20 protein-coding genes and 1 tRNA gene are annotated in these 23,188 nt (G+C 61.0%); 6 read left to right on the top strand and 15 right to left on the bottom strand.

The window, feature by feature from the left end:
* Window positions 1-536: 536 nt before the first annotated feature.
* From ACP7B7_RS30445 to ACP7B7_RS30425, 5 genes are all read right to left on the bottom strand, one after another.
* Entirely contained in the window at window positions 537-1,793 is a 1,257-nt protein-coding gene (locus ACP7B7_RS30445; protein ID WP_426079186.1) for a DNA primase family protein, read from the bottom strand.
* Entirely contained in the window at window positions 1,790-1,918 is a 129-nt protein-coding gene (locus tag ACP7B7_RS30440) for a hypothetical protein (RefSeq protein ID WP_426079185.1), read from the bottom strand. Before ACP7B7_RS30440 ends, ACP7B7_RS30445 begins: the two co-directional genes overlap by 4 nt.
* 347 nt (window positions 1,919-2,265) lie before the next feature.
* On the bottom strand, window positions 2,266-2,487 hold the full coding sequence (locus ACP7B7_RS30435) for a helix-turn-helix transcriptional regulator (RefSeq protein ID WP_426079184.1): 222 nt from the start codon (window positions 2,485-2,487) through the stop codon (window positions 2,266-2,268).
* Between the two features lie 46 nt (window positions 2,488-2,533).
* The gene (locus tag ACP7B7_RS30430) at window positions 2,534-3,805 is read right to left on the bottom strand and encodes a site-specific integrase (protein ID WP_426079183.1); all 1,272 of its coding nucleotides are present in this window, start codon (window positions 3,803-3,805) and stop codon (window positions 2,534-2,536) included.
* A gap of 162 nt (window positions 3,806-3,967) precedes the next feature.
* Window positions 3,968-4,043, bottom strand: a tRNA-Arg gene (locus ACP7B7_RS30425).
* A 199-nt stretch (window positions 4,044-4,242) separates the two neighbouring features.
* On the opposite strand from ACP7B7_RS30425, the gene ACP7B7_RS30420 reads away from it, so the two are divergent.
* Window positions 4,243-4,815, top strand: coding sequence for a c-type cytochrome (locus tag ACP7B7_RS30420; RefSeq protein ID WP_426079182.1), 573 nt, complete (start codon window positions 4,243-4,245; stop codon window positions 4,813-4,815).
* A gap of 51 nt (window positions 4,816-4,866) precedes the next feature.
* On the opposite strand, the gene ACP7B7_RS30415 is transcribed toward ACP7B7_RS30420, so the two are convergent.
* From ACP7B7_RS30415 to ACP7B7_RS30400, 4 genes are all read right to left on the bottom strand, one after another.
* Complete coding sequence (locus tag ACP7B7_RS30415) at window positions 4,867-6,780, bottom strand: methyl-accepting chemotaxis protein (RefSeq protein WP_426079181.1); 1,914 nt, start codon at window positions 6,778-6,780, stop codon at window positions 4,867-4,869.
* Between the two features lie 202 nt (window positions 6,781-6,982).
* Window positions 6,983-8,995, bottom strand: a complete 2,013-nt coding sequence (locus ACP7B7_RS30410) for a M13 family metallopeptidase (RefSeq protein WP_426079187.1) — start codon at window positions 8,993-8,995, stop codon at window positions 6,983-6,985.
* A gap of 218 nt (window positions 8,996-9,213) precedes the next feature.
* Entirely contained in the window at window positions 9,214-11,256 is a 2,043-nt protein-coding gene (locus ACP7B7_RS30405; protein WP_426079180.1) for a M13 family metallopeptidase, read from the bottom strand.
* A 115-nt stretch (window positions 11,257-11,371) separates the two neighbouring features.
* Entirely contained in the window at window positions 11,372-11,944 is a 573-nt protein-coding gene (locus ACP7B7_RS30400) for a hypothetical protein (protein WP_426079179.1), read from the bottom strand.
* Window positions 11,945-12,283: 339 nt separating this feature from the next.
* Between ACP7B7_RS30400 and ACP7B7_RS30395 the strand changes: the two genes are divergently transcribed.
* Together ACP7B7_RS30395 and ACP7B7_RS30390 are read left to right on the top strand one after the other, a co-directional pair.
* A complete protein-coding gene (locus tag ACP7B7_RS30395) occupies window positions 12,284-13,723 on the top strand; it encodes a S41 family peptidase (protein WP_426079178.1) in 1,440 nt (479 codons plus the stop codon).
* Window positions 13,724-13,901: 178 nt separating this feature from the next.
* The gene (locus tag ACP7B7_RS30390; RefSeq protein WP_308923352.1) at window positions 13,902-15,023 is read left to right on the top strand and encodes a beta-ketoacyl-ACP synthase III; all 1,122 of its coding nucleotides are present in this window, start codon (window positions 13,902-13,904) and stop codon (window positions 15,021-15,023) included.
* Here the strand turns inward: ACP7B7_RS30390 and ACP7B7_RS30385 are convergent.
* Complete coding sequence (locus tag ACP7B7_RS30385) at window positions 14,987-15,205, bottom strand: hypothetical protein (protein ID WP_308923351.1); 219 nt, start codon at window positions 15,203-15,205, stop codon at window positions 14,987-14,989. The genes ACP7B7_RS30390 and ACP7B7_RS30385 overlap by 37 nt on opposite strands.
* A 27-nt stretch (window positions 15,206-15,232) precedes the next feature.
* Here ACP7B7_RS30385 and ybaL point away from each other — a divergent pair, with 27 nt between their 5' ends.
* Complete coding sequence (ybaL, locus tag ACP7B7_RS30380) at window positions 15,233-16,936, top strand: YbaL family putative K(+) efflux transporter (protein ID WP_308923350.1); 1,704 nt, start codon at window positions 15,233-15,235, stop codon at window positions 16,934-16,936.
* A 22-nt stretch (window positions 16,937-16,958) separates the two neighbouring features.
* Here the strand turns inward: ybaL and ACP7B7_RS30375 are convergent, their stop codons facing one another.
* On the bottom strand, window positions 16,959-18,986 hold the full coding sequence (locus ACP7B7_RS30375; protein WP_426079177.1) for an FAD-dependent oxidoreductase: 2,028 nt from the start codon (window positions 18,984-18,986) through the stop codon (window positions 16,959-16,961).
* Between the two features lie 176 nt (window positions 18,987-19,162).
* Between ACP7B7_RS30375 and ACP7B7_RS30370 the strand changes: the two genes are divergently transcribed.
* Window positions 19,163-19,759, top strand: a complete 597-nt coding sequence (locus ACP7B7_RS30370; RefSeq protein ID WP_426079176.1) for an SRPBCC family protein — start codon at window positions 19,163-19,165, stop codon at window positions 19,757-19,759.
* A gap of 15 nt (window positions 19,760-19,774) precedes the next feature.
* Here ACP7B7_RS30370 and ACP7B7_RS30365 read toward each other — a convergent pair whose 3' ends face one another.
* The 4 genes from ACP7B7_RS30365 to ACP7B7_RS30350 all read right to left on the bottom strand — a co-directional run bounded on the left by ACP7B7_RS30365 (window position 19,775) and on the right by ACP7B7_RS30350 (window position 22,285).
* Window positions 19,775-20,230: a hypothetical protein gene (locus tag ACP7B7_RS30365; RefSeq protein WP_308923347.1), complete on the bottom strand. Its 456-nt coding sequence runs from the start codon at window positions 20,228-20,230 to the stop codon at window positions 19,775-19,777.
* A 45-nt stretch (window positions 20,231-20,275) separates the two neighbouring features.
* Window positions 20,276-20,716, bottom strand: coding sequence for a DUF2721 domain-containing protein (locus ACP7B7_RS30360; RefSeq protein ID WP_094442761.1), 441 nt, complete (start codon window positions 20,714-20,716; stop codon window positions 20,276-20,278).
* Window positions 20,717-20,818: 102 nt separating this feature from the next.
* Window positions 20,819-21,775, bottom strand: coding sequence for a prolyl aminopeptidase (pip, locus tag ACP7B7_RS30355; RefSeq protein ID WP_426079175.1), 957 nt, complete (start codon window positions 21,773-21,775; stop codon window positions 20,819-20,821).
* 27 nt (window positions 21,776-21,802) lie between these two features.
* On the bottom strand, window positions 21,803-22,285 hold the full coding sequence (locus ACP7B7_RS30350; RefSeq protein WP_426079174.1) for an Lrp/AsnC family transcriptional regulator: 483 nt from the start codon (window positions 22,283-22,285) through the stop codon (window positions 21,803-21,805).
* Window positions 22,286-22,441: 156 nt separating this feature from the next.
* On the opposite strand from ACP7B7_RS30350, the gene ACP7B7_RS30345 reads away from it, so the two are divergent.
* A complete protein-coding gene (locus tag ACP7B7_RS30345; protein ID WP_426079173.1) occupies window positions 22,442-23,065 on the top strand; it encodes a LysE family translocator in 624 nt (207 codons plus the stop codon).
* Window positions 23,066-23,188 lie beyond the last annotated feature (123 nt).

Raw genomic sequence — 23,188 nt, 5'->3', positions numbered from 1 at the left:
CGTTGTTCGCTGAAAAATTCAGCAAACAGCCGCGGGTGGCTTGAAACAAGAGTGTCCGCTATTGACAGTACACCTCAGTCCGCATGTTCCCCGGTCTGAGGGACAGCGATACCCTAGGTCAACGAATGACGGCTTACTCAGATGCGGCGGACCACGTCCGCCTTGGTTGGGGGTTCACTTCCGCAAGCAGCTCTGACGCTGTTTCACTTGCTTGCAAGCGAGCAGCACATAAGCGTTCCTGCTTTCCAGGTTAACTCCGTAGTTGACAGGTGAGGATCAGCTACCTGTGGTTGAGACCGCGATGGCGTGGAGACCAGTATTCAGGTGCCAACTTGGTCACAAAATTCGCTTTGCCCTTGGGGAGTTTTTCAAGTGACCGCGATGACCGGGTTTTAGATGTAACTCTCTTTTAAACTCACTCAGCGCACGTAGAAGTAAGTGGCGCTAATTTTGAACAGGACCTGGTCAATCTGGTCACGAAGAAAAGCAGCCAGTTTTAGTGGCTGCTTTTCAGACCAGCGCGGTTGACCGAATGGTCAGGGTAAAAGAATATTGCACGTCCGAATGCGTCCAGCTCCCGTGATTGCCCGGCTTTCGACAATCTCCCCTAACGAGTCAGACACACGTTTCCAGAACTTCGGAGACGAGACAGGCAACATGCCGTTTTCTTTGCACCAGATCGCGTAAGCCGTGTAAACCGCTGACTTAGATGTGTCCGTGGTCGTAGTACGTTCAATCGATGCTTCATTAACCCAGCAGTGCACTGAGTTCGTCTCGGTTCGAGCGGCATGTGTAGCCGCTGTCATCGCAGGCGGTAAGGCAGCCTCGAATCTTCCACGCCGCAGCAGGCGTTGGAGGCCCTCCAGCGCCCAATTCAACACCCCCGCCAACTCGTGCGTGATGATATGAGTGGCCAGCATTGGGTCGCGTTCGCTGGCTGGAATCTCCACACCGAAGGGAACCACGTCGAACCGCCGCCAGAAGCCGTTCGACTGATCCTTTACTGCAGGGACATGGTTCGCAAGAATGAGCCACTTGCCAGTAACGCGTATCGTGATGGGGCTCAGATACTTGCGGTCGATCTGGACTGTTTCACCGGCGATCATCGATTTGATCGTCTGTTCACACCAGTTTTGCGGAGGCGCTTCGTCGCAGTAAATGAGCGACGCACCAAGCGTTACGGACGCTTGGAATCCATCCAACTTGCTGGGAGACGCTGCGACAGCGCGACCGTGAAGAGCTTGTACAATGTTCGCCAGCGTCCCTTTGCCATTCGCCCCAGTACCGATCCAAATCTGGGCGAGTTGAAAACGGGCGTCGGGCAGCAAAGTGTAACCAATGTATTCCTGGACTCTGTCACGTACGGCTGGGTCCGGTAGCACGCGCGTGAGCAAATTCTCAAACATTTTCGGTGTCGGCGTGGTGGGCGAGTAATCGCACGCAAGGGTATGACGGAGTCCAAGTTCCTTGTCATGTGGTTTCAGCACTGGACGACCGTCGAGATGCAGATAGCCGTTAGCCACGGGGATGATGCTAACGTGAGCAGACTCTTTGAGAGTCGGAAGCCGAATTAGTGCAGTTTGATGTGCTGCCCTGGCATTAGCTGCGCTAGCGTTGCCAAGTTCACTGTCCTCGATCCAGCGCAGCGCCATCTTCATGGCATTAATGTCGCTGACGATTTCCCAGTGTTTGCCGTTCCATTCGAAAAAAAGGCTGTCCAAAGTAGCGTAGTTGCCCGAATTCGACAACTTCAACGCATAGCCGATGGGTTCGAAGGGCTGACGGCGGCTCATGCGCGGTCACCGTCAGTGGCACTCACGCCAAGGTGGTCAAAAGTCCACAGCTTCGCCCGGCGGCAGGCTTTGTTGATGGGGTGTTTCCAGCAGGCATGGACACAGCTGACTTCAAGTTTCTTCATTTTTTAGCTCCTCGTCGGCTACTACCACTGCCTCGATGTGAGGCAGTGTTGCAGTGCTCTGATGCGTATACCGCTTTGCTGGAAGATAAAAAGAGACGAGAAACCAAAGTTTGCGAAAACTGCCTGTGAAATAAGGGAGTTATGTAAGAGGCTCACAAAACGATGACGGCCGATTCGTGTGTGCGGCTCGTGGCCCCTTGGCGGGCCGCGCGATCCACTCGATCCGGGGCGAGGTATTAGCCGGTGTCAATCCAGGCGAGCACGTCCGCTGTCAGTCGCGCTCGATGCGGAGGCTAAGGACGGCCGCCAGTGGGGGCATTGGAAAGGCTGGCCACCGGCTCTCAAGATTATGCAAACTGCACTTTTCGTGGGCGACCACGCTTGATGCACTTTGGCTCGACTACACAGGGAGAAGCATGCTTGATACGTCGGTGCAGTTCCTCCTCCTCCCAGAGCAAAATCCCCCCGATCTTTTTCGGATTGGGAATCGCGCCTTGCTGCATGTACGTCGTGATGGTACGAACGGAAATACGCAGCACTTCGGCGACTTCCCTCTTTGTCAGATACATATTTTCTCCCCAAATTGCAGTATAGGAAGAAAACTCGTGATGTGCGTTACAGGGAAGGCGCCATATTGATCGCATCCGGATTTTCTGCCAGCCGCGCCGCCATCCGTCCTGAGTCCAAACGCAGATAATGCTTTTCCAACGTACGCATGTCAGAATGCCCGGAAAACAAAACGACTTCATGCATCCTCAACTGGCATGTCTCTACAAGTCGACTAATCGCTTCGCGCCGGCAATCATGGAGCCGGGCATCATAAATTTCCGCCTTGTCCGCCGCATTGCGCCAGCCATGACTAAGGTCAGTTGCGGGCATGGGAAAGATAGGACCACTTTTTTTGGGGATCAGGTCTTGCAGAAGCTTTACAGCACCAGGCAGTAGCGGAACCTCTCTCGCATGAACCTTCGTCTTGGTAAGGAATCCAGGCTTTCTCAGGCGTACCACCATCCTCTGGAAGTCGACATCTTCCCATTGCAACGATACGATTTCACCACGACGCAATGACGTCAGTATCGAAAACAGAATGGCCGACTTCAAGGTCATGTCCTCGATACTGTTAAACACTTTCAGCAATTCATCATCCGATACGCGCCGATTGCGGGGTTCTGCCGAGTCTGGAAGCTGCATCCGCATCAAGGAATGGGCTTGCCACCAAGCCCCATAGATAGGCCAACGGTTTTCTTTATTTAAGTATTTCGTCACCGACCGACGTAGCAGGTTCAGCTCATGCCGGGCGGTTTGGGTGCTGACAGGATAGATCGGCAGGCTTGGCACTTCCTTCCCCGCCTTGTTGCGCGCGTAACGCTGATGCTTTGTAAGCGGCTTTGCACCGTCGTAAGTGGACATGGTAGCCGCACGATTTGGATCGCGTCCGGAGCCCAATTTGCCGGCAAGGCGGCTCGCCTTCCATTTGTCGATGAGGGCCTCATCCAATTGATCGACAGTACGCTCCCCAAACCATTTTCGCAGCCTTTCCAGACGCGATGCCTCTGCATCCTTGCCTGTAAGCTTTGGAAGGTCATTCTGTTGATAAGAGTCGAACACATCCGACAGTTTGATGGAAAGCGGAGCCTTGGGGACATGTGGGAAACCGGAAGATGCCGACACAACATGGACCCGTTCTGGCAAGGCCAGTTCCTTGTTGGAGGCTCTGCTTTCCAAGAGTTCTACTCGTCGGCGACGAGCCCAACGCGCGCCCTCGTCCATGGTTGAGAAGGTTGCAGAATCTTGGAACGGAGGGACAACCACCTTGAAGCGGAGCGAGCCGCTCCGCTCTTCAACGTAGATATGCTTTTCCAGGCGACCGTTTTGCTTTTTTGACATGGCGTAACTCCAGAGTGTAGGAGCTACGTATAGGAAAAAATTGGCTGTCTCCGCGTACGCAAAATCAGGAAGGTTTCTACGGGATTTTTCCCAAAACTTTTCCCAAAAACGATTCGAAGCTAAGTTCCATTACGCTAATCTGCTTGAAAGGCGCATGAATGCTGGTGCGGCTGGCGGGGATCGAACCCACGACCCTTGGCTTCGGAGGCCAATACTCTATCCACTGAGCTACAGCCGCGTAGGGGGAATTTCTGAAGTGAAGCGAAGGATACCGTTTTTCTTTACCTGCGTCTACGGAAACTGTCGTATCGCTGGCAATTGCATGTCACTGCTCAATTTTTGTGCCTATAATCGATGGTTTTATAAAGGTTTGCATCAAGGCATGTAAAAATGTCAACACACACGGCCCACAGCTTCGAATCTGGACTAAGGACATCATGAGCGACGCACATAACGAACAACAATCAGCGATCAAAACGCCTAAACAACTGATAGCCGCCGTAGCCGGCTTTTTCCTCGTCACCGTCATCGGCATCATCCTGCTGGTGCAATTCGTCACGGCCCAGAAGCTGACCGGGGCCGGTTCGGACAGCCAGTCGGCGGAAGCCATTGCCGAACGCCTGAGTCCGGTGGCCAATGCCGGCTATACCTTCAAGGACGCCAGCGGGCCGAAAGTGCTGCAAAGCGCCGAAGCGATCTATACCTCCACCTGCGTCGCCTGCCATGGTGCCGGCGTGGCCGGTGCGCCGAAGTTTGGCGACGCGGGCGCCTGGACGGCGCGCCTGGCGCAAGGCTATGACACGGTGCTGAAACACGCGCTCGAAGGCTTGCGCGCGATGCCGGCCAAGGGCGGCAATCCGGACCTGGACGATGTGGAAGTGGCGCGCGCCGTGGTCTATATGGCCAATGCCTCGGGCGGCAAGTTCAAGGAGCCGGAAGTGCCGGCGCCGGCGGCAGCCGCCGATGGTACGGCGCCAGCGGCAGAGCCTGCACCAGCGCCAGCCAAATAACTCCCGCTTCATCAGAAACCACCGGCACTTGCCGGTGGTTTTTTTTCGTCCCTACACCTTGAAGGCGGAAACGATCTGCTCCAGCTTGCCGGCTTGCTCCTGCATCGAATGGGCGGCGGCGGCGGCCTGCTCGACCAGGGCGGCGTTTTGCTGGGTGGCGTCGTCGAGCTGGGCGATGGCCTGGTTGACCTGGCCGATGCCGATATCCTGCTCCTGGCTGGCCAGCATGATTTCGCCGAGGATGGCGGCCACCTTGTCGGTGCCGGCGACGATCTCGCTCATGGTGGCGCCGGCCTGGCCGACCAGCTTGCTGCCGGCGTCGACGTTATGCACCGATTCGGCGATCAAGGCGCCGATTTCCTTGGCGGCCTGGCTAGACCTCTGCGCCAGGTTGCGCACCTCCGAGGCGACCACGGCAAAGCCCCGGCCCTGTTCGCCGGCGCGCGCTGCTTCGACCGCCGCGTTCAGCGCCAGGATATTGGTCTGGAAGGCGATGCCGTCGATGACGCTGATGATATCGACGATCTTCTTCGACGACGCTTCGATCGCGCCCATGGTCTGCACCACTTGCGCCACCACCGCGCCGCCCTGCGCGGCCACCTTGGAGGCGTCCAGCGCCAGCCGGTTGGCCTGGGTGCCGCTGCTGACGTTCTGCTTGACGGTGCTGGTCAGCTGCTCCATCGACGAGGCGGTTTCTTCCAGCGCGCTGGCCTGGCTTTCGGTACGGCTCGACAAGTCCTGGTTGCCGCTGGCGATCTCGCGCGAGGCCAGCGCGATCGAACCGGTGCTGCGGCCGATTTCGCCGATCATGGTCTGCAGGCGGGCGATAAAACCGTTGAAACTGGTGGCGACGGCGTCGAACTCGCTGCCGCCGCCGGCCGGCAGGCGGCGGCTCAAGTCGGCGTCACCGGCGGACAGGGCGTCGATATTGTCCTTCAGGCCGGTCAAGCGTTTCATGAACACGCGGATGCCGCCGACGCACATGACGAACAGCAGGATGGCGACCGGGATCTGCACCGCGCCCAGCTTGCCCAGGATGCGCCGGCTTTGCTGGGTCAGCGTGTTGGTCGGCAAGGAGGTGGCCAGCAGCCATGGGCTGCCGGGGATCGCCGTGACCAGCATGGTGCGCGCTTCGCCGTTGCTGTCGTAATCGGACTCGATGCTGGTCTGTTTGTCGAAGGTCGGCAGCAGGCGCGCCAGTTCGGCCGCCATCGGCGAAGCGCTGGCCAGGTCCGCCACTTTTTTCAGCACGATATCGCTCTTGATATGGGTGCTGTTGCTGACGATCTTGCCGTCGCGTTCGACGATCAGGATCTGGCCGTTCAACTGTTTCTCCATGTCGGCCACCAGGCGGTTGAAAAAGCCCAGGGTCACGTCGATGGTCGACACGCCGAACAGCTGGTCACCCTTGTAGATCGGCATGGCGCAATTGGTGCGCGGCTGCGGGCTGGCGTCGTCCTGGTAGGCGTTGGCCCAGGTGCAATGGCCACGCGGGGATTTGAGGCCGCCAAGGAACCAGCTTTGCTCGAAATATTTCAGCGATTCCGGCGAATTCCAGTGCGTATTGAAGACCAGCTTGTTGGCGCTGTCACGCGCGACAAAGGTGGAGAATTTTTCGCGCCCCGGCTCGCGCTGGTTCGGCAGGGGCCAGATGCCGCCGCCAAACACGTTCGGGTCGGAATACTGGTCGACCAGGCCGGGCAGCACGACATCGATGGTGGCGCTGTCAACCAGCGGGATGGTCTGGGTGATGCTGCGCGACTGCGCCTCGACCTGGCGCAATTGCTCGCCGATGCGGGTGGCAATCGCATTGACGCTGGAAGCGACCACCAGTGACTCGGTGCGTTTCAGGTCGGGGGTCACAAAAAAGTGTATCACTGCCAGGGTCAATCCCAGCAACAGCAGGAAAATCAGGCTGAACAAGGCGGTAAAGCGCGCCTGGCTGGTACGCAACAAGTTGTTCAAGATAGACTCCTGGAGCAGAGAACATGCCGGCGCCACCCGATGCGGCGCCATGCTGGTGCGAGGTATAGACTTTCCAACATGCAAAGTCAATCCGCTAAACATCAAGCTTGCCAAAAAAATATGTAGCTTCAAAACATTCGCGCCATGAAAAAAGCCGCCCGGCTTTGACAGCGGGGCGGCTTCGGATATTACATTTCAGGCATTACCACATGATGACGCGGTCTTTCGGTGGCAGATACATCTTGTCGCCCGGTTTCACGCCGAAGGCCTGGTAGAAACCCGGCTGGTTGCTCATGGTGCCGTTGGCGCGGAACTGGCCTGGCGAGTGCGGGTCGGTTTTCAGCAACACCAGTTGCTGCGCTTCACGCATCTTCATGCGCCATACCTGGGCAAAGCCCGCATAGAAGCGCTGTTCACCCGTGAAACCGTCAATGACAGGCGCTTTCTTGCCGTTCAGCGACAATTTATAGGCTTTGTAAGCGATCGCCACACCGGAGTTGTCGGCGATGTTTTCGCCCAGGGTCAGCTCGCCATTCACATGGTGGCCTGCGACCGGGCTGAAGCCGTTGTACTGCTTGACCAGCTGCTGGGTCTTCTTGGCAAAGTTTTTATGATCGGCCTTGGTCCACCAGTCGCGCAGATTGCCGTCGCCGTCGTACTGGGCGCCCTGGTCGTCGAAGCCATGGCTGATTTCATGGCCGATCACGCCGCCGATGGCGCCGTAGTTGACGGCGTCGTCGGCCTTGGCGTCAAAGAACGGCGCTTGCAGGATGGCGGCCGGAAAGACGATTTCGTTCATTTCCGGGTTGTAATAGGCGTTGACGGTTTGCGGCGTCATGCCCCACTCGTCGCGGTCGATCGGCTGGCCCAGCTTGTTCAGTTCGCGGTTGTAATTGACCAGGTGCGAACGCTGGATATTGCCGATCAAATCATCGGGCGTGACCGTCAGGTTCGAGTAGTCGCGCCATTTGTTCGGGTAGCCGATCTTGGTGGTGAACTTGGACAGCTTGATCTGCGCCTGTTTCTTGGTAACCGGGCTCATCCAATCGAGCTTGTCGATGCTCTGCTTGTAAGCCGTCATCAGGTTTTTCACCAGCGCTTCCATGCGCACCTTGCGGTCGGCCGGAAAATATTGTTCCACGTACAGCTGGCCGACGGCTTCGCCCAGCGCGCCTTCGACGGCGCCCACGCCACGCTTCCAGCGCGGACGCATTTCCGTCACGCCGGTCAGGGTGGTGCCGTAAAACGCGAAGTTTTCGTCGACATAGGCTTTTGGCAGATAGGCCGCGTTAGCGTGCAGCAAGTGCCACTGGAAATACGCTTTCCAGGTGTCGAGCGGGGTTTTCTCGGCAATCGCCGTAAAACCTTTCAGATAGCTGGGCTGGCTGACGATCACATAACCGACCTTGCCGGCGATGCCGGTGTCCGCCAGGTAGCGGTTCCAGTCGTAGCCAGGCGCCACTTCCGCCAGTTTCGCCAGTTCCACCTTGTTATAGGCTTTCACCGGATCGCGGTTTTCGACATTGCTCCATTGCACGCGCGCCAGTTCCGTTTCCAGCGCCACGATGGCCTTGGCGTTGGCGGCAGCGTTCTTGTCGCCGGCCAGGCCCAGCATTTTTTCCACGTGGGCCGTGTATTTCGCCAGGGTGTCGGCCTTGGCCGCTTCCAGGTAGTAATCGCGGTCCGGCAGGCCCAGGCCGCTTTGCACGATGTCGGCCACGTATTTGGTCGAGTCCTTGGCGTCCTGGTGGATGGCGAAGTCGTACGGGGAGGTCACGCCCAGTTTGCTGAAGTGGGCGATCACGGCCGGCAGTTCTTTTTTATCCTGCAGCGCGGCGATCTTCGCCAGTTCGGCGTTGAGCGGGGTCAGGCCCAGGCTTTCCAGCCTGGCTTCGTCCATGAAGCTGTTATAGAAATCGCCGATTTTTTGTGCATTCGAACCGGGTGCGCGCGCCTTGTCTGCGGCCGCGCCTTCGACGATGCCGCGCAACTGGGTTTGCGTGTCATCGGCCAGCTTGGCGAAACTGCCCCAGCTCGACTTGTCGGCGGGAATCACGGTCTCGGCCAGCCATTTGCCGTTCAGGTGCTGGAACAGGTCGTCCTGGGCGCGCACGGCCGGGTCGATGTATTCGATGGCGATGCCGGAAGCGAGGCCCGCAGGCGCGGTGGCGGCGACTGGTGCGGCTTTCTTGTTGGTCTCGGCGGCGTTGGCCATGCCGGCGACGCCGGCCAGCAAACTCAAGGTCAATGCACTTAACAAATGTCGATTCACGGTAGTCCTTGTATTGTGTGGAATATAAGGGTCAGAACGCCCTAGGCTTCTGGCCCGGTTTTCGACTGTAGCATACCGGCCGCAAGGGCATAAAAAACTTTGCGGGGGAATGCAAAAAAGACCACGCGAGGTGGTCTTTTCTGTTGCTGCAACTGTACGGTTTACCAGATGATGACGCGGTTTTCCGGGGCTACATACATCTTGTCGCCCGGTTTCACGCCGAACGCTTCATAGAAGCCTGGCTGGTTGACCATGGTGCCGTTGGCGCGGTACTGGCCCGGCGAATGCGGGTCGGTCTTGATCTGCACGATCTGTTGCGCTTCGCGCATCTTGCTGCGCCATACCTGGCCAAAGCCCATGTAGAAGCGCTGGTCGCCCGTCAAGCCGTCGAGCACGGGCGCAGGTTTGCCTTGCAACGAAATTTTATACGCCTTGTAGGCGATCGCCACGCCGGAGTTATCCGCGATGTTTTCGCCCAGGGTCAGCGCGCCGTTGACGTTATAGCCCGGCAATGGGCTGTAGCCGTCGTACTGCTTGGTCAGCGCGTCGGTCTTGGCGGCGAAGTTCTTGCGGTCTTCGGCCGTCCACCAGTCGCGCAGGTTGCCGTCGCCGTCGGACTGGCTGCCCTTGTCGTCGAAGCCGTGGCTGATTTCATGGCCGATCACGGCGCCGATGGCGCCATAGTTGACGGCGTCGTCGGCGTTGGCGTCAAAGAACGGCGGCTGCAGGATCGACGCCGGGAAGACGATCTCGTTCATGGTCGAGCTGTAATAGGCGTTCACCGTTTGCGGCGTCATGCCCCACTCTTCGCGGTCGATCGGCTTGCCCAGCTTGGCCACATTGCGTGCCGAGGCAAAATTCGCCGCGCGCATCATGTTGCCGGCAAGGTCGCCGGACGCGATCTGCAGCTTCGAGTAATCGCGCCACTTGTTCGGGTAGGCGATTTTGGGCGTGAACTTGGCCAGCTTGGCTTGCGCTTCTTTCTTGGTTTCCGGGCTCATCCAGTCCAAGGTGTCGATGCTCTCCTTGTAGGCGGCCAGCACGTTTTTCACCAGGCCCTGCATGTGTTCCTTGCGCTCGGCCGGGAAGTATTGCGCCACGTACAGCTTGCCGACGGCTTCGCCCAGCACATTGTCGACGGCGCCCACGCCACGCTTCCAGCGCGGCTGGTTTTCCTTCACGCCGCTCAGCACGGTGCCGTAGAAATCAAAGCTGGTATCGACAAAGTTTTTCGACAGGTAGGGCGCATAGGCGCGCAGCAACTGCCACTCGAAATAGGCTTTCACGGTATCGAGCTCGGCGGCAGCCAGTACCTTGCTGTAGCCGGCCAGGTAGCTCGGCTGGTTGACGATCACATAGTCGACCTTGTTGGCGATGCCGGCGGCGGCCAGGCCGCTTTTCAGGTCGTAGCCTGGCGTCAGCTCATTGAGCTTGGCGATGGCCGTCTTGTTGTAGCGCTTGACCGGGTCGCGGTTCTCGACCTTGGTCCACTGCACTTCGGCCAGCGAAGTTTCCAGGGCCACCACGGCCTTGGCGCGCGCCGCGGCATTCTTGTCGCCGGCCATGGACAGCATCTTTTCCACGTGCGCCTGGTATTTGGCCTTCACTTCCGCCTGCTTCGGTTCCAGGTAATAGTCGCGGTCCGGCATGCCCAGCCCGCTCTGGCTGACATAGGCGGCGTATTTGGTCGACTCGCGCGCGTCCTGGCCCACGTAGAACGCATACGGCGTCGCAACGCCGGTCTTGCTCAGGTGCGCGATCAGGCCCGGCACGCCCTTCTTGTCGCGCAGCGAGCGGATGCGGTTCAGCTCGCCTGCCAGTGGTTTCACGCCCAGCGCATCGAGGCGGGCTTCATCCATATAGCTGGCGTACAGGTCGCCGATCTTCTGTGCCTCGGAACCGGCCTTCTTGTTCTTGTCCTGCTGCGTCGCTTCGATAATGCCGCGCAATTGCGGCGTGGTATCGTCGCGCAGCTTGGCAAACGAACCCCAGCTCGACTTGTCGGCCGGAATTTCCGCCGTCGCCAGCCACTTGCCGTTCAAATGGGTAAAGAAGTCATCCTGCACGCGCACGGCGGGGTCGATGTATTGCACGTCGATGCCGGAAACGGGGGTGGCCGCAGCGGCCGGGGTGGCGGGTTCGGCGGCGTGCGCGAACGCAGCCAACAGGGTCAGGGTCAGGCTGCTCAAGAGATATCGGTTCACGAAAGTCCTTATGGGGCTGGTCAGAAAGAACGGGCGGATAGCCCGCGCGCCGGGCGCGTCAACGAATGTAGCACGCGAAGGCCTGGCTTGACCATCCCTGATGTTGCCCCAGGCGTTAATTCCCCGGGAAATTCATGCTGGCGCCGCCGCTGCCCATGCCCACTCCCATGCCGCCCATGCCCCCTTTGCCACCGCCCTTGCGCCCGCCCGGTTCGCCGCCTTCGCGGCCGCGCGATTCGCCATGCGGCGCGCCGCCATCCATCACGCGCGCCATCTGGCCGGAGATAAACACGGCCACGGCCTGGCGCTGGCGTTCGTCGAGCGCATCGTTGACGCTCAGCCACCATTCGCGTACCTGCTTTTCTTCGGCCAGGCTGACGGTGCTTTCATTGTCTATGCCGCCGACCAGCTCGCGCAGTTCCAGCTTGGGTGAGGCCAGCGCCTGCTGCACGCCGGCCTGCAGGCGTTCGCGGCGCGACTGGCGCTCGCGCAGCAACTGCCGGGTTTTGTTCTCCACCTGCTGCCACAGGATCTGCTGGTTGGGATTGAGCTTCAATTCGCTCTTGAAATCGGGCGCCATCGGCAGCAGGTCCTGCAAGCGCATCTCGGCGATCGGCACGGCCGAGGCGGTGGCGGCCGCCGTGCCGAGCACGAGGGCGGCGCAAAGGCGCAGGGAGGGCAGTTTCATCAAGCTTGTCAAGGTTGTCACGTTGGATGCTCCGGATAAAAAAAAGCCTGCGTCCGAAGACGCAGGCAAACCACTTCGTGTCGAGAATGCGGATTGACTATAGGGCGGCCGGCCACCCTTTTTTTCGACTCTTACAAATGCTTACTCCCCTCAAGAGTATCGCTACACGACTGTACATAATCGCTACATTTGGCAAGCCTGCGCGGCGTTTTTTGCGCCTACACTGGTGATCGCCTGCGCGCCTCCTGCGCCAGAGGTGATTCAGGACTATACTTTCAAACAGGCGCCGCTCCATGGGGACTGGCGCCGCAGCAACGCATCGGACGAAGGCGCAAATTCATGGGCAAACTCAAAAATACCGGCTTGATCGGCCTGGGCGTGGTGGCCGGCATCGCCGTCTCGCTGCAGTTTTCGGCAATGGCGCAAAAAAGCGTCGAGCCGGCCTTGCCGCTCGAGGAATTGCGCCAGCTGGCCGATGTGTTCGGCCTGATCAAGTCCGATTACGTGGAACCCGTGGAAGACAAGAAACTGCTGACGGAAGCCATTTCCGGCATGGTCGCCTCGCTCGACCCCCATTCGGCCTACCTCGATAAAAAAGCCTACGCCGAGCTGCGCGAAGGCTCGGAAGGCAAGTTTGTCGGCCTGGGAATTGAAATCGGCCCCAGCGACGAAGGCTATATCCGCATCGTCTCGCCGATCGAGGATTCGCCGGCCTTTCGCGCCGGCATCAAGGCCGGCGACCTGATCACGCGCCTCGACGGCCAGCCCGTGAAAGGCGTCAGCCTGGAAGACAGCGTCAAGCGCATGCGCGGCGAGCCCGGCACCAAGGTCACGCTGACCATCGCCCGCCAGGACGAAGCGCAGCCGCTGTCGTTTACCATCACGCGCGAAGAAATCCACCAGAAGAGCGTCAAGTCGAAAATGGTCGAGCCGGGCTACGCCTGGCTGCGCGTGTCGCAGTTCCAGGAGCCGACCGTGGACGACCTGGCGGCGCAGATCACCACCCTGTACCAGCAGGACCCCAACATCAAGGGCATGGTGCTGGACCTGCGCAACGATCCGGGCGGCGTGCTGCAGGGCGCGATCGGCGTCTCGGCGGCGTTCCTGCCCAAGGATGCGGCCATCGTTTCGACCAATGGCCAGGTGGCCGAATCGAAGCAGGTGTTTTATGGCCGCCCTGAATACTATGCGTTCCGCTCGGACGGCGATGCGCTGGCCAAATTGCCGGCTGCCGTGAAAAACGTGCCGCTGGTGGTGCTGGTCAACACGGGCTCGGCCTCGGCCTCGGAAATCGTCGCCGGTGCCCTGCAGGACTACAAGCGCGCCACCATTATCGGCACCCAGACCTTCGGCAAGGGCTCGGTGCAGACCATCCGCCAGTTGACGGCCGACACCGCCGTCAAGCTGACCACCGCCCGCTATTACACGCCGAAAGGCCGCTCGATCCAGGCCAGGGGCATCGTGCCCGACCTGCTGGTCGATGAAACGGCGGAAGGCGACGGCCTGAACAGCCTGCGCATGCGCGAAGCGGACCTGCAGAAGCATTTGAGCAACGACCGCGACAAGGAAAGCGCCAAGGCCGCTCCCGTCAACGACGAGATGGAAGAACAGTTGCGCATCATGGCGCTGGAAAAGAACCGCAAGCCGCTGGAATTTGGCAGCAAGGACGATTTTCAATTGACCCAGGCGCTCAATCACCTGAAAGGCTTGCCGGTGCAACTGGCCAAGGCGGAACCGGTGGTGGTGCAGGCCGATGTGAAAAAAGACCAGAAGAAATAATTTACAAACAAAGGCAGGGCCAGCCCCCTGCCTTTGTTCTTTTCATCCCACCTTGCGCCGCCTTGCGCAAACTATCCCGCCCTTCCCCGCAACGAAACTCTCTCAAGCCGACCCTGTTTGTGTAGAATTTGCTTCACTTGTCGGCATCGCGCCGATTGCCCAATTTGAAAGCTACCCCATGAAACAAGTCGTCATCAGCGGTACCGGCCTGTACACGCCGCCATTTTCGATCTCCAACGAAGAGCTGGTCGCCTGCTTCAATGCCTATGCGGAAAAAGCCAATGCCGACAACGCCGAGGCGATCGCCGCCGGCACCGCGACGGCGCTGGACTTGTCGAGCGTGGCATTCATCGAAAAGGCGTCCGGCATCAAGTCGCGCTATGTGATGGAAAAAGAAGGCATCCTCGATCCGGCGCGCATGGTGTCGCGCATTCCCGAGCGCGCCGATGAGGAGATTTCCATCCAGGCAGAAATGGCCGTGGCCGCCGCGCGCGATGCGCTGGCGCGCGCCGGTCGCACCGCCGCCGAGATCGACATGGTGCTGGTGGCCTGCAGCAATATGCAGCGCGCCTACCCGGCGCTGGCGGTCGAAGTACAGGATGCCCTGGAGATCGACGGCTATGGCTTCGACATGAACGTGGCGTGCTCGTCGGCCACCTTCGGTATCCAGCAGGCGGTGGCCGCCGTGCAAAGCGGCCAGGCGCGCGCCGTGCTGGTCTTGAATCCTGAAATCACCAGCGGCCACCTGAACTGGCGCGACCGCGACAGCCACTTCATTTTTGGCGACGCCTGCACCGCCATCGTGGTCGAAGCGAAAGAGACGGCCGTGTCGGAACACCAGTTCGAGATTATCGGCACCGAACTGAAAACCCGTTTTTCGAATGCGATTCGCAACAACTTCGGCTTTCTGAACCGTTTTGACGAGTCCGGCGTGGGCCAGGCCGACAAACTGTTCCGCCAGCAGGGCCGCAAAGTGTTCAAGGAAGTATGCCCGATGGCCGCCGAGATGATCAAGGCCACCCTGGCCAAGGCCGGCGTCGAGGTGCCGCAAGTGCGCCGCTACTGGCTGCACCAGGCCAACCTGAACATGAATCTGCTGATCGCGCGCCTGATCCTGGGCCGCGACGCCGAGCCGGGCGAAGCGCCGGTGATCCTCGACACCTATGCCAATACCTCGTCGGCCGGCTCGATTATTGCCTTCCATAAACATCAAGACGACCTGGAAACGGGTGCCCTGGGCGTGATCTGCTCGTTCGGCGCCGGCTATTCGATCGGCTGCGTGGTCGTCAAAAAGGTCTGAGCGAAAGTCGGTTCAAAAAGCCTGATCGACGAAATTGGGCGCAGTTCCAGGTGGATGGGTGTGCGTTCGCGGCCACCTGGGCGAAGATGCAGCACAAGTTTTTTGCAAAAAAGCGCCAGGAAAGTTTCCAGTTGAAGCTTTCTTGCGTTTATACTTACCCGCTGAGCAACATCTTTTTTCATCCTTTTCCTGTAAGGAACCCATAACGCATGCCCCACGACATCAGTCTGATCACCACCATTGCCGCCGCCCTCGGGGTTGGCCTCGTTTTTGGCTTTATCGCCGCCCGCCTGAAGCTGCCTGCTTTGGTCGGCTACCTGGCCGCCGGCATCGTCATCGGACCGGCCACGCCGGGTTTCGTGGCCGATGCGGAAATCGCCGGGCAATTGGCGGAGATCGGGGTGATGCTGATGATGTTCGGAGTCGGCCTGCATTTTTCCATCGAGGATTTATGGGATGTGCGCAAGATCGCCCTGCCGGGCGCCATCCTGCAGATCGCCGTCGCCACGGCGATGGGCATGGGCCTGGCCCACTGGTGGGGCTGGAGCCTTGGCGGCGGCCTGATCTTCGGCCTGGCGCTGTCGGTGGCCAGTACCGTGGTGCTGCTGCGCGCGCTGGAGGAGCGGGGCATTCTCGACTCCCTCAACGGACGCATCGCCGTCGGCTGGCTGGTGGTGGAAGACCTGGTCACCGTGCTGGTGCTGGTGCTGCTGCCGGCATTTGCGGGGACTTTGGGCGGCACCGTCGCGCCCGGTTCGGAAGAAGTCAGCCTGTGGCGCACCCTGGCCATCACCCTGGGCCAGGTAGCCGGCTTTATCGCCTTCATGCTGGTGGTCGGCCGCAAACTGTTCCCGTGGATCTTGTGGCAGGTGGCGCGCACCGGTTCGCGCGAACTGTTCACCCTGTGCGTGATCGCGGCGGCCGTCGGCATCGCCTACGCCTCGACCAAGCTGTTCGGCGTGTCGTTCGCGCTGGGCGCCTTCTTTGCCGGCATGGTGCTGCGTGAATCGGAACTGAGCCACCGCGCCGCCGAAGAATCGCTGCCGCTGCGCGACGCGTTCGCGGTGCTGTTTTTCGTCTCGGTCGGCATGCTGTTCGAGCCGAATATCCTGGTCGAAAAACCGCTGCAGGTGCTGGCCGTGTGCGCCATCATTATCTTCGGCAAGTCGATCGCCGCCTTCTTGCTGGTGATGGCGCTGCGCTATCCGCCGAAGACCGCGATTATCGTCTCGGCCAGCCTGGCGCAGATCGGTGAGTTCTCGTTCATTCTGGCCGCGCTGGGCCTGTCGCTGGGCCTGATGCCGCAGGAAGGGCAAAGCCTGATCCTGGCCGGCGCGATTTTATCGATCGCCCTCAACCCGGTGGTGTTCAGCATGGCCAAGCCGCTGCTGCGCGTAATCGGCAACAGCGATTTCGCCCGCAAGTTCGAGCGCACGAATGACCCGCTGGCCGAACTGCCGATGACGGTGCCGCAGGAAAAACTGCATGGCCAGATCGTGCTGGTCGGCTACGGCCGCGTGGGCCGCCGCATCGCCGCCGCCCTGATGGAACGCGGCATCCACTTCGTGGTGGCAGAAGAAAACCGCGAGATCGTCGACCAGCTGCGCAAGGACGGCATCCCCGCCGTGGCCGGCAACGCGGGCGAACCCGCCGTGCTGATCCAGGCCCATATCACGCACGCCACCATGCTGGTGATCGCCACGCCGGACACCTTCCACGTGCGCGCCATGATCGAAACGGCACGCGCGCTGAACCCGGCCATCCTGACGGTGGTGCGTACCCACAGCGAGGAAGAAGCCGAACTGCTGCGCGCGGAAAACGCCGGCAAGGTATTTATCGGCGAGCACGAACTGGCCAACGGCATGATCGACCATGTGCTGCACAGTTTTGATAGCGAGAAAAAGGGACATTGATATTGTCCCGCATACGCTGTTTTTACAATCTGGCGGCCAATTCCGCCCCTTCCCGTATCGCCCGCTTGGCGTCCAGCTCGGCCGCCAGCGCGGCGCCGCCGATCGCATGAAAGCGCGGGCCGCCCTTCGCTTCCGGCGCCGGCATCAGTTCCGTCAGGCTGTCCTGCCCCGCACAGATGATCACATTGTCGACCGCCAGCAAGCGCTGCACGCCACCGACCGTGATGTGCAGGCCCTGGTCGTCGATCCTGTCATACGTCACGCCCGCCAGCATCGACACGCCGTTGCGCGCCAGCGCCGCGCGGTGTACCCAGCCCGAGGTCTTGCCCAGGCCCGCACCCACCTTGCTGGCCTTGCGCTGCAGCAGGAACAGCTGCCGCACGGGTTGTGCCGCCAGCGCCGGCACCAGCCCGCCGCCGGTGGCCGCGTTCAGATCCACGCCCCACTCGCCGGCCCAGGCCGCCACCGGCTGCGGCAGTGGATGCGCCGGGTCATGCAGCAAATACTCGCTGACATCAAAACCGATGCCGCCGGCGCCGATCACCGCCACCCGCTTGCCGACCGGGGCCTTGTGCTGCAGCACGTCCAGGTACGTCAGCACGCTGGGGTGGTCGATGCCGGTAATGCCAGGCAGGCGCACCTTGATGCCGGTGGCAACGATCACCTCGTCAAAGCCGCCGGCCAGCAATTGCTCGCGCGTGACGCGCTGGCCCAGGCGCACATCGACGCTCAATAACGCCAGCCGGCGTTCAAAGTAGCGGATGGTTTCGGCGAATTCTTCCTTGCCGGGAATCTGCATGGCCACCTTGAACTGGCCGCCCACGCTGCTACTGGCGTCGAACAGGGTCACCTGGTGGCCACATTCGGCGGCTACGGTGGCGGCCGACAGGCCGGCCGGGCCGGCGCCCACCACCGCCACTTTCTTGGCCAGCGCTTTCTTGGCGTACACCAGTGTCGTCTCGTGGCAGGCGCGCGGATTGACCAGGCAGCTGGCGCGCTGGTTCGCAAACGTATGGTCGAGACAAGCCTGGTTGCAGGCTATGCAGGTATTGATTTCATCGCTGCGCCCGGACGCTGCCTTCGCCACGAAGTACGGGTCGGCCAGGAAGGGGCGCGCCATCGACACCAGGTCGCAGTCGCCGCGCGCCAGGATGTCATTTGCTTCCTGCGGCATGTTGATGCGGTTCGAGGCCACCACGGGGATGCTCACTTCGCGCCGCAACCGGCCCGCCACGCTGGCAAAGGCGGCGCGCGGCACCGAGGTGACGATGGTCGGCACGCGCGCCTCATGCCAGCCGTAGCCGCTGTTGAGGATGGTGACGCCGGCCTGTTCCAGCGCCTTGGCCACCGTCACCACCTCGTCCCAGGTATTGCCGCCTTCGACCAGGTCCAGCAGGGAATGGCGGTACATGATGATGAAGTCCGGCCCGACGGCGGCGCGGATGCGGCGCACGATCTCGACGGCCAGGCGCATGCGGTTGGCGATATCGCCGCCCCAGCGGTCGCTACGCAAGTTGGTGCGCGCACATAAAAACTGGTTCAGCAGATATCCTTCGCTGCCCATCACCTCGACGCCGTCGTAGCCGGCCTGTTTCGCCAGGCGCGCGCAGCGCACATAGGCGCCGATGGTGCGCTCGATGCCGCGTTTGGTCAGCGCGCGCGGACGGAATGGCGAGATCGGCGATTTTTTTGCCGAGGCGGAGACGACAAACGGCTGGTAGCCATAGCGGCCCGCATGCAGGATCTGCATGACGATCTTGCCGCCCTCCTCGTGCACGGCGCGCGTCACCTTGCGGTGATTGAATACGTCGCCGAGAAAATTCATGGTGCCGCCGAACGGCAGCAGCCAGCCTTGCCGGTTCGGCGAAATGCCGCCCGTGACGATCAGCCCGACGCCTCCGCGCGCCCGTTCGCGGTAGAAGGCGGCCAGCTTGCCGTAGTGATAAAAACGGTCTTCCAGGCCCGTGTGCATGGACCCCATGATGACGCGGTTGCGCAAGGTGGTAAAGCCCAGGTCGAGCGGGGCCAGCAGGTGGGGATAGGCGGTCATGGCATACTCGGTGAAATGCAACGTGCGGCGGCGACGTTCAGCAGGCGTACGGTAGCAAGCATTGCCGGCGGGCGCAGCGCTTTTCTGTAGACCGGGGGTTCTAAATATGTACGCAAGCGCACCTTGGCGGCGCGCGCAGCTTGTGCCGGGCGATAGTTTCCCGTAGGCTAGCTTGCATGATGCGATTATTTTTTAGCCTGCTGCTGCTGTGCGCCGCGCCCTGGTCCACCCCGGCGCTGGCGCAGGCACCGCGCCTGGACACGCCGCGCCTCAAGGTCGAGGTCAAGCGCATCGAGGTCGACGCCCAGCGCATGTATGAAGTCAACGCGAATGCCGTGGTGCAGGCGGCGCCCGCCGTGGTCTGGAAGACCCTGACCGGCTACGAGCGCATGAGCGAATTCGTGCCCGACCTCAGCTCCTGCCGCGTGCTGTCGCGCAACGGCAATGAAGTCATCATCGAGCAGCAGGGCATGGCCCGCTTCCTGTTCATGAACCACCCGATCCACCTGGTGGTGCGGGCGATGGAAACGCCGATGACGGCGATCGACATCGACCTGATTTCCGGCGACATGCGCCACTATGAATCGCGCTGGGCCTTGACGCCCATGCCCGAAACGGGCGGCACGCGCATCGTCTTTTCCAGCCGGCTGATGCCGGGTTTCTATGTGCCCGGCATGCTGGGCACGACCATGATACGCGGCGATATCGAGCGCATGATGGGCGCCGTGATGGCGCGCATCGACAGCCAGCCGGCGCCCACTGCCGCCAAATAAAGAATCAGGCCGAACTCAGGCCAGATACGTGTCGCGGTCGCGGAGCTCGGCGTAGTTTTCCAGGTTGCCCAGCTTGACCGTCACCGGATTCAGGCTGGCCTGCGGCTGCATCGAGCGCCAGGCGAACAGCCATTCCTGCTCGACGGCCTCTTCGCGCGTCTTGGTAAATGCGGCGCCCAGCGCGGCGCGCTGGCCGTATTCGACCAGGCCGTCGATGCCTGCCCAGCTGGGCAGGGTGCGCTGCACGGCGCGGTGCAGGCGTTCGCCGAACTCTTCCGTGTTATGGATGATCAGGCAGCTGTCGGCCGGCGCGAACAGGTCGAACAGTTTCTTGTCCCACACTTGCGAAAAACTCAAGGTGAGGCAGTTGCCGGCCGGGGTCAGGCGGAACTGGCCCAGGCTCAGCGCCAGTTCGAGTTCACTGCGCTGGCCGTAGCGGTGCAGTGTGGGGGGGCGTTGGTAATCGTGCATGCTCAGACTCAATTCAAAATAAGGGTAAAAACCGGCGCAGGCCGCTTAACGTGGCGGACGGATATGGCGCCGGATGCGCTGGGCGGTGGCGGCAAGATAAATCTCGCGCAGCAGGTAAGTGAAACAGCCGATCAGGCAGATCACGGCCAGCACGAAAAACACGGCGATGTATTTATCGAGGGTCAGGTTCAGAATATCGCCCAAAAACAGCATGGCGATAATGACGCAGACGAAGAAACCGCATGCCGTGCTGAGGGAAATCGAATAATTGATCAGATGGGTGCGCCGGTACAGGGTATCGAGCTCATCCATGTAAAAGTCGTTATAGCCAATATCGAGCCGGTCTTCCAGCACCCGCGTGCGGTCGATGATGCGGCCCAGGCGGTTGGTCAGCACCACCAGCATGGTGCCGATGCCGGTCAGCAGGAATACAGGCGCAATCGCCAGCTGGATGATGTGGCCAATGTCGCCGATCTGTATGTTCATGGATAAAGGTAATGGTTCAGGCTGCCACCGACGCCGGTGCCGGCACAGGCGCTAGTGTAGCAGGCGCGGGCGCTGCAACGGTAGGCTGCCACGCCCGCAGGGCTAGACGAAGCCGCGGCCCGGCTGGAAACGTTGCGTGGCGTTCACCAGCGCCGAGGCGATGCCCCGTTCCAGCGCGCCATGGCCCGCGTCCGGGATCATCTGCAGCTGCGAACCGGGCCAGGCCTGGTGCAGCCGGTACGCCGACAGTGGCGGGCAGATGGCGTCGTAGCGCCCTTGCACGATAACCGCCGGCAAATGCGCGATGCGCTGCAATTGCCGGATCAGCTGGTCTTCCTCCAGGAAGCCCAGGTTGGCCATATAGTGCGACTCGAGCCGGCCCACGCCCAGGTCCAGCGCATCGTTGGGGCTATCCTCCGGTTGCGGCATCAGGTAGACGCGGCGTCCTTCGAAGCGGCTCCAGGCGCGCGCGGCCGGCCAATATACGGCCGGGTCGGCGCTGAGGATGCGTTTCACGTAGGCGGCCAGCAGGTCGCCGCGCTCGTCCTCGGGAATCGGGGCGGCAAATTCTTCGTACAGTTCCGGATAAAACCAGCGCACGCCTTCGATGAACCAGTCGATCTCGGCCTGCGTGCACAGGAAGATACCGCGCAGCACGAAACCGAGGCAAGCCTCGGGATGGGCTTCGCCGTAAGCGAGGGCCAGCGTGGAACCCCAGGAACCGCCGAAGACCAGCCATTGCTGGATGCCGAACTGGGCGCGCAGCTGTTCGATGTCGTCGATCAGCAGCTGCGTGGTGTTGTTGCGCCACTCGCCCAGCGGGGTCGACTTGCCGGCGCCGCGCTGGTCGAACAGGATCACGCGGTAGCGCTGCGGGTCGAAAAAGCGGCGGTGCTGCGGCGACAGGCCGGCGCCCGGGCCGCCATGCAAAAACAGCACGGGAATACCGTCCGGGTTGCCGCACTCTTCCCAGTAAATGGTGTGCAGCGCATCGACGGCCAGCATGCCTTGCCGGTTCGGCAGCAAGGCAGGAAACAACGGTGACAAGGTATCGGGCATGGCGGTACTCACTATATTGGACAGGCCTCAGGCCAGCGGCAAGGGCAGCCGGTTCGACGACTTGATCTCGCGCATCGACAGGCTGGACTGGATTTCCGCCACGCCGGGCAGGCGGCGCAAGACGTTGGAGACGAACTCACCATACGCTTCCAGGTCGCGCGCCACCACTTGCAGGAAATAATCGGCTTCACCCGCCACATTGTGGCACGATAAAATTTCAGGAATGGAGGCGATCGCCTGCTCGAACTGCGACGGCTGTTCATTGCCATGGTTGGCAAACACGATGCGCACGAACGCCACCAGGCCGATGCCCAGCTTCTTGCGGTTGAGCAGCGCCTGGTAGCCGGTAATGAAACCCTCTTCTTCCAGCCGGCGCAAGCGGCGCCAGACCGGCGTTTCACTGAGCTTCAGGCGATCGGCCAAGCGCGCATTCGACAACCGTCCTTCTTCCTGCAACAGCCTGAGTATCTGCAAATCCGTGGCATCCAGGCTTACTTCTGAAATTTTCATCTATTTATTGTTTTATTACGGGTGGAATCTACCCAGATACTAGAACATGGCAGGCAGCAATAGCAAGCACATTTCAATTGGGCAAGAACATAATAAGGCCGTGCGCACACCGCTGCCGCTGCCACTTCCCTGTTCACCTGATTGCCTGCCGCCACCATGTCCGATTCTACCTTTTTGATGTACCTGCTGGCACTGGCCGGCGCGTTTTTATTGCCCGGGCCCGACATGGCGCTGGTGCTGGCGACCGGCGCGGCGCGCGGCGTGGCCACGGCCCTGGTGACGGCGCTGGGCATCGCCGGCGCGCGCGCCATGCACGTGGCCCTGTCCGGCGCCGGGCTGGCGGCGCTGATGGTCACGCATCCGGAAGCGTTGCGGTGGGTCAAATGGGCCGGCGCCGCCTATCTGTTCTACCTGGCGGCGCGGCTGCTGCAGGCGGCGCTGTCCAGGCGCGCCGCAGAGGAGACGGTAGCGCCCGCCACCACGCACAGCGCGCGCGCCAGTTTCGTGCGCGGCTTCCTGACCAATTTGCTCAATCCCAAGGCGCTGCTGTTTTGCAGCATGTTCCTGCCGCAATTCGTCCTCACCAATGGCGACAGCATGGGCCTGCAATACCTGCGCCTGGGCGCCGCCCTGGTGCTGGTCGGCCTGCTGTTCGACGCCGTCTACGCCATGCTGGCCGCACGCCTGGCGCAGCGTTTGCGCGGCAAGCCTTCGCCGTATGGCAAGTTCGTGCTGCCGACCGTGTTCATGCTGCTGGCGGGGCGGCTGGTGCTGGGCTGAGCGCTCCAACCGTTGTTGCCAACAATGTTGTCGGATTACGCGCTCACGCGCTAATCCGACCTTGTATTATTCCTCTCATGCGGTTGGTGGTGTTGCGAACAACATCGGCCGCTGTCAAAATTC

Source organism: Janthinobacterium sp. PSPC3-1, from assembly GCF_049896105.1.
Taxonomy (GTDB): domain Bacteria; phylum Pseudomonadota; class Gammaproteobacteria; order Burkholderiales; family Burkholderiaceae_D; genus Janthinobacterium.
The sequence above is the reverse complement of the archived record's forward strand: the minus strand, read 5'-3'. Positions and strand labels throughout refer to the sequence as shown.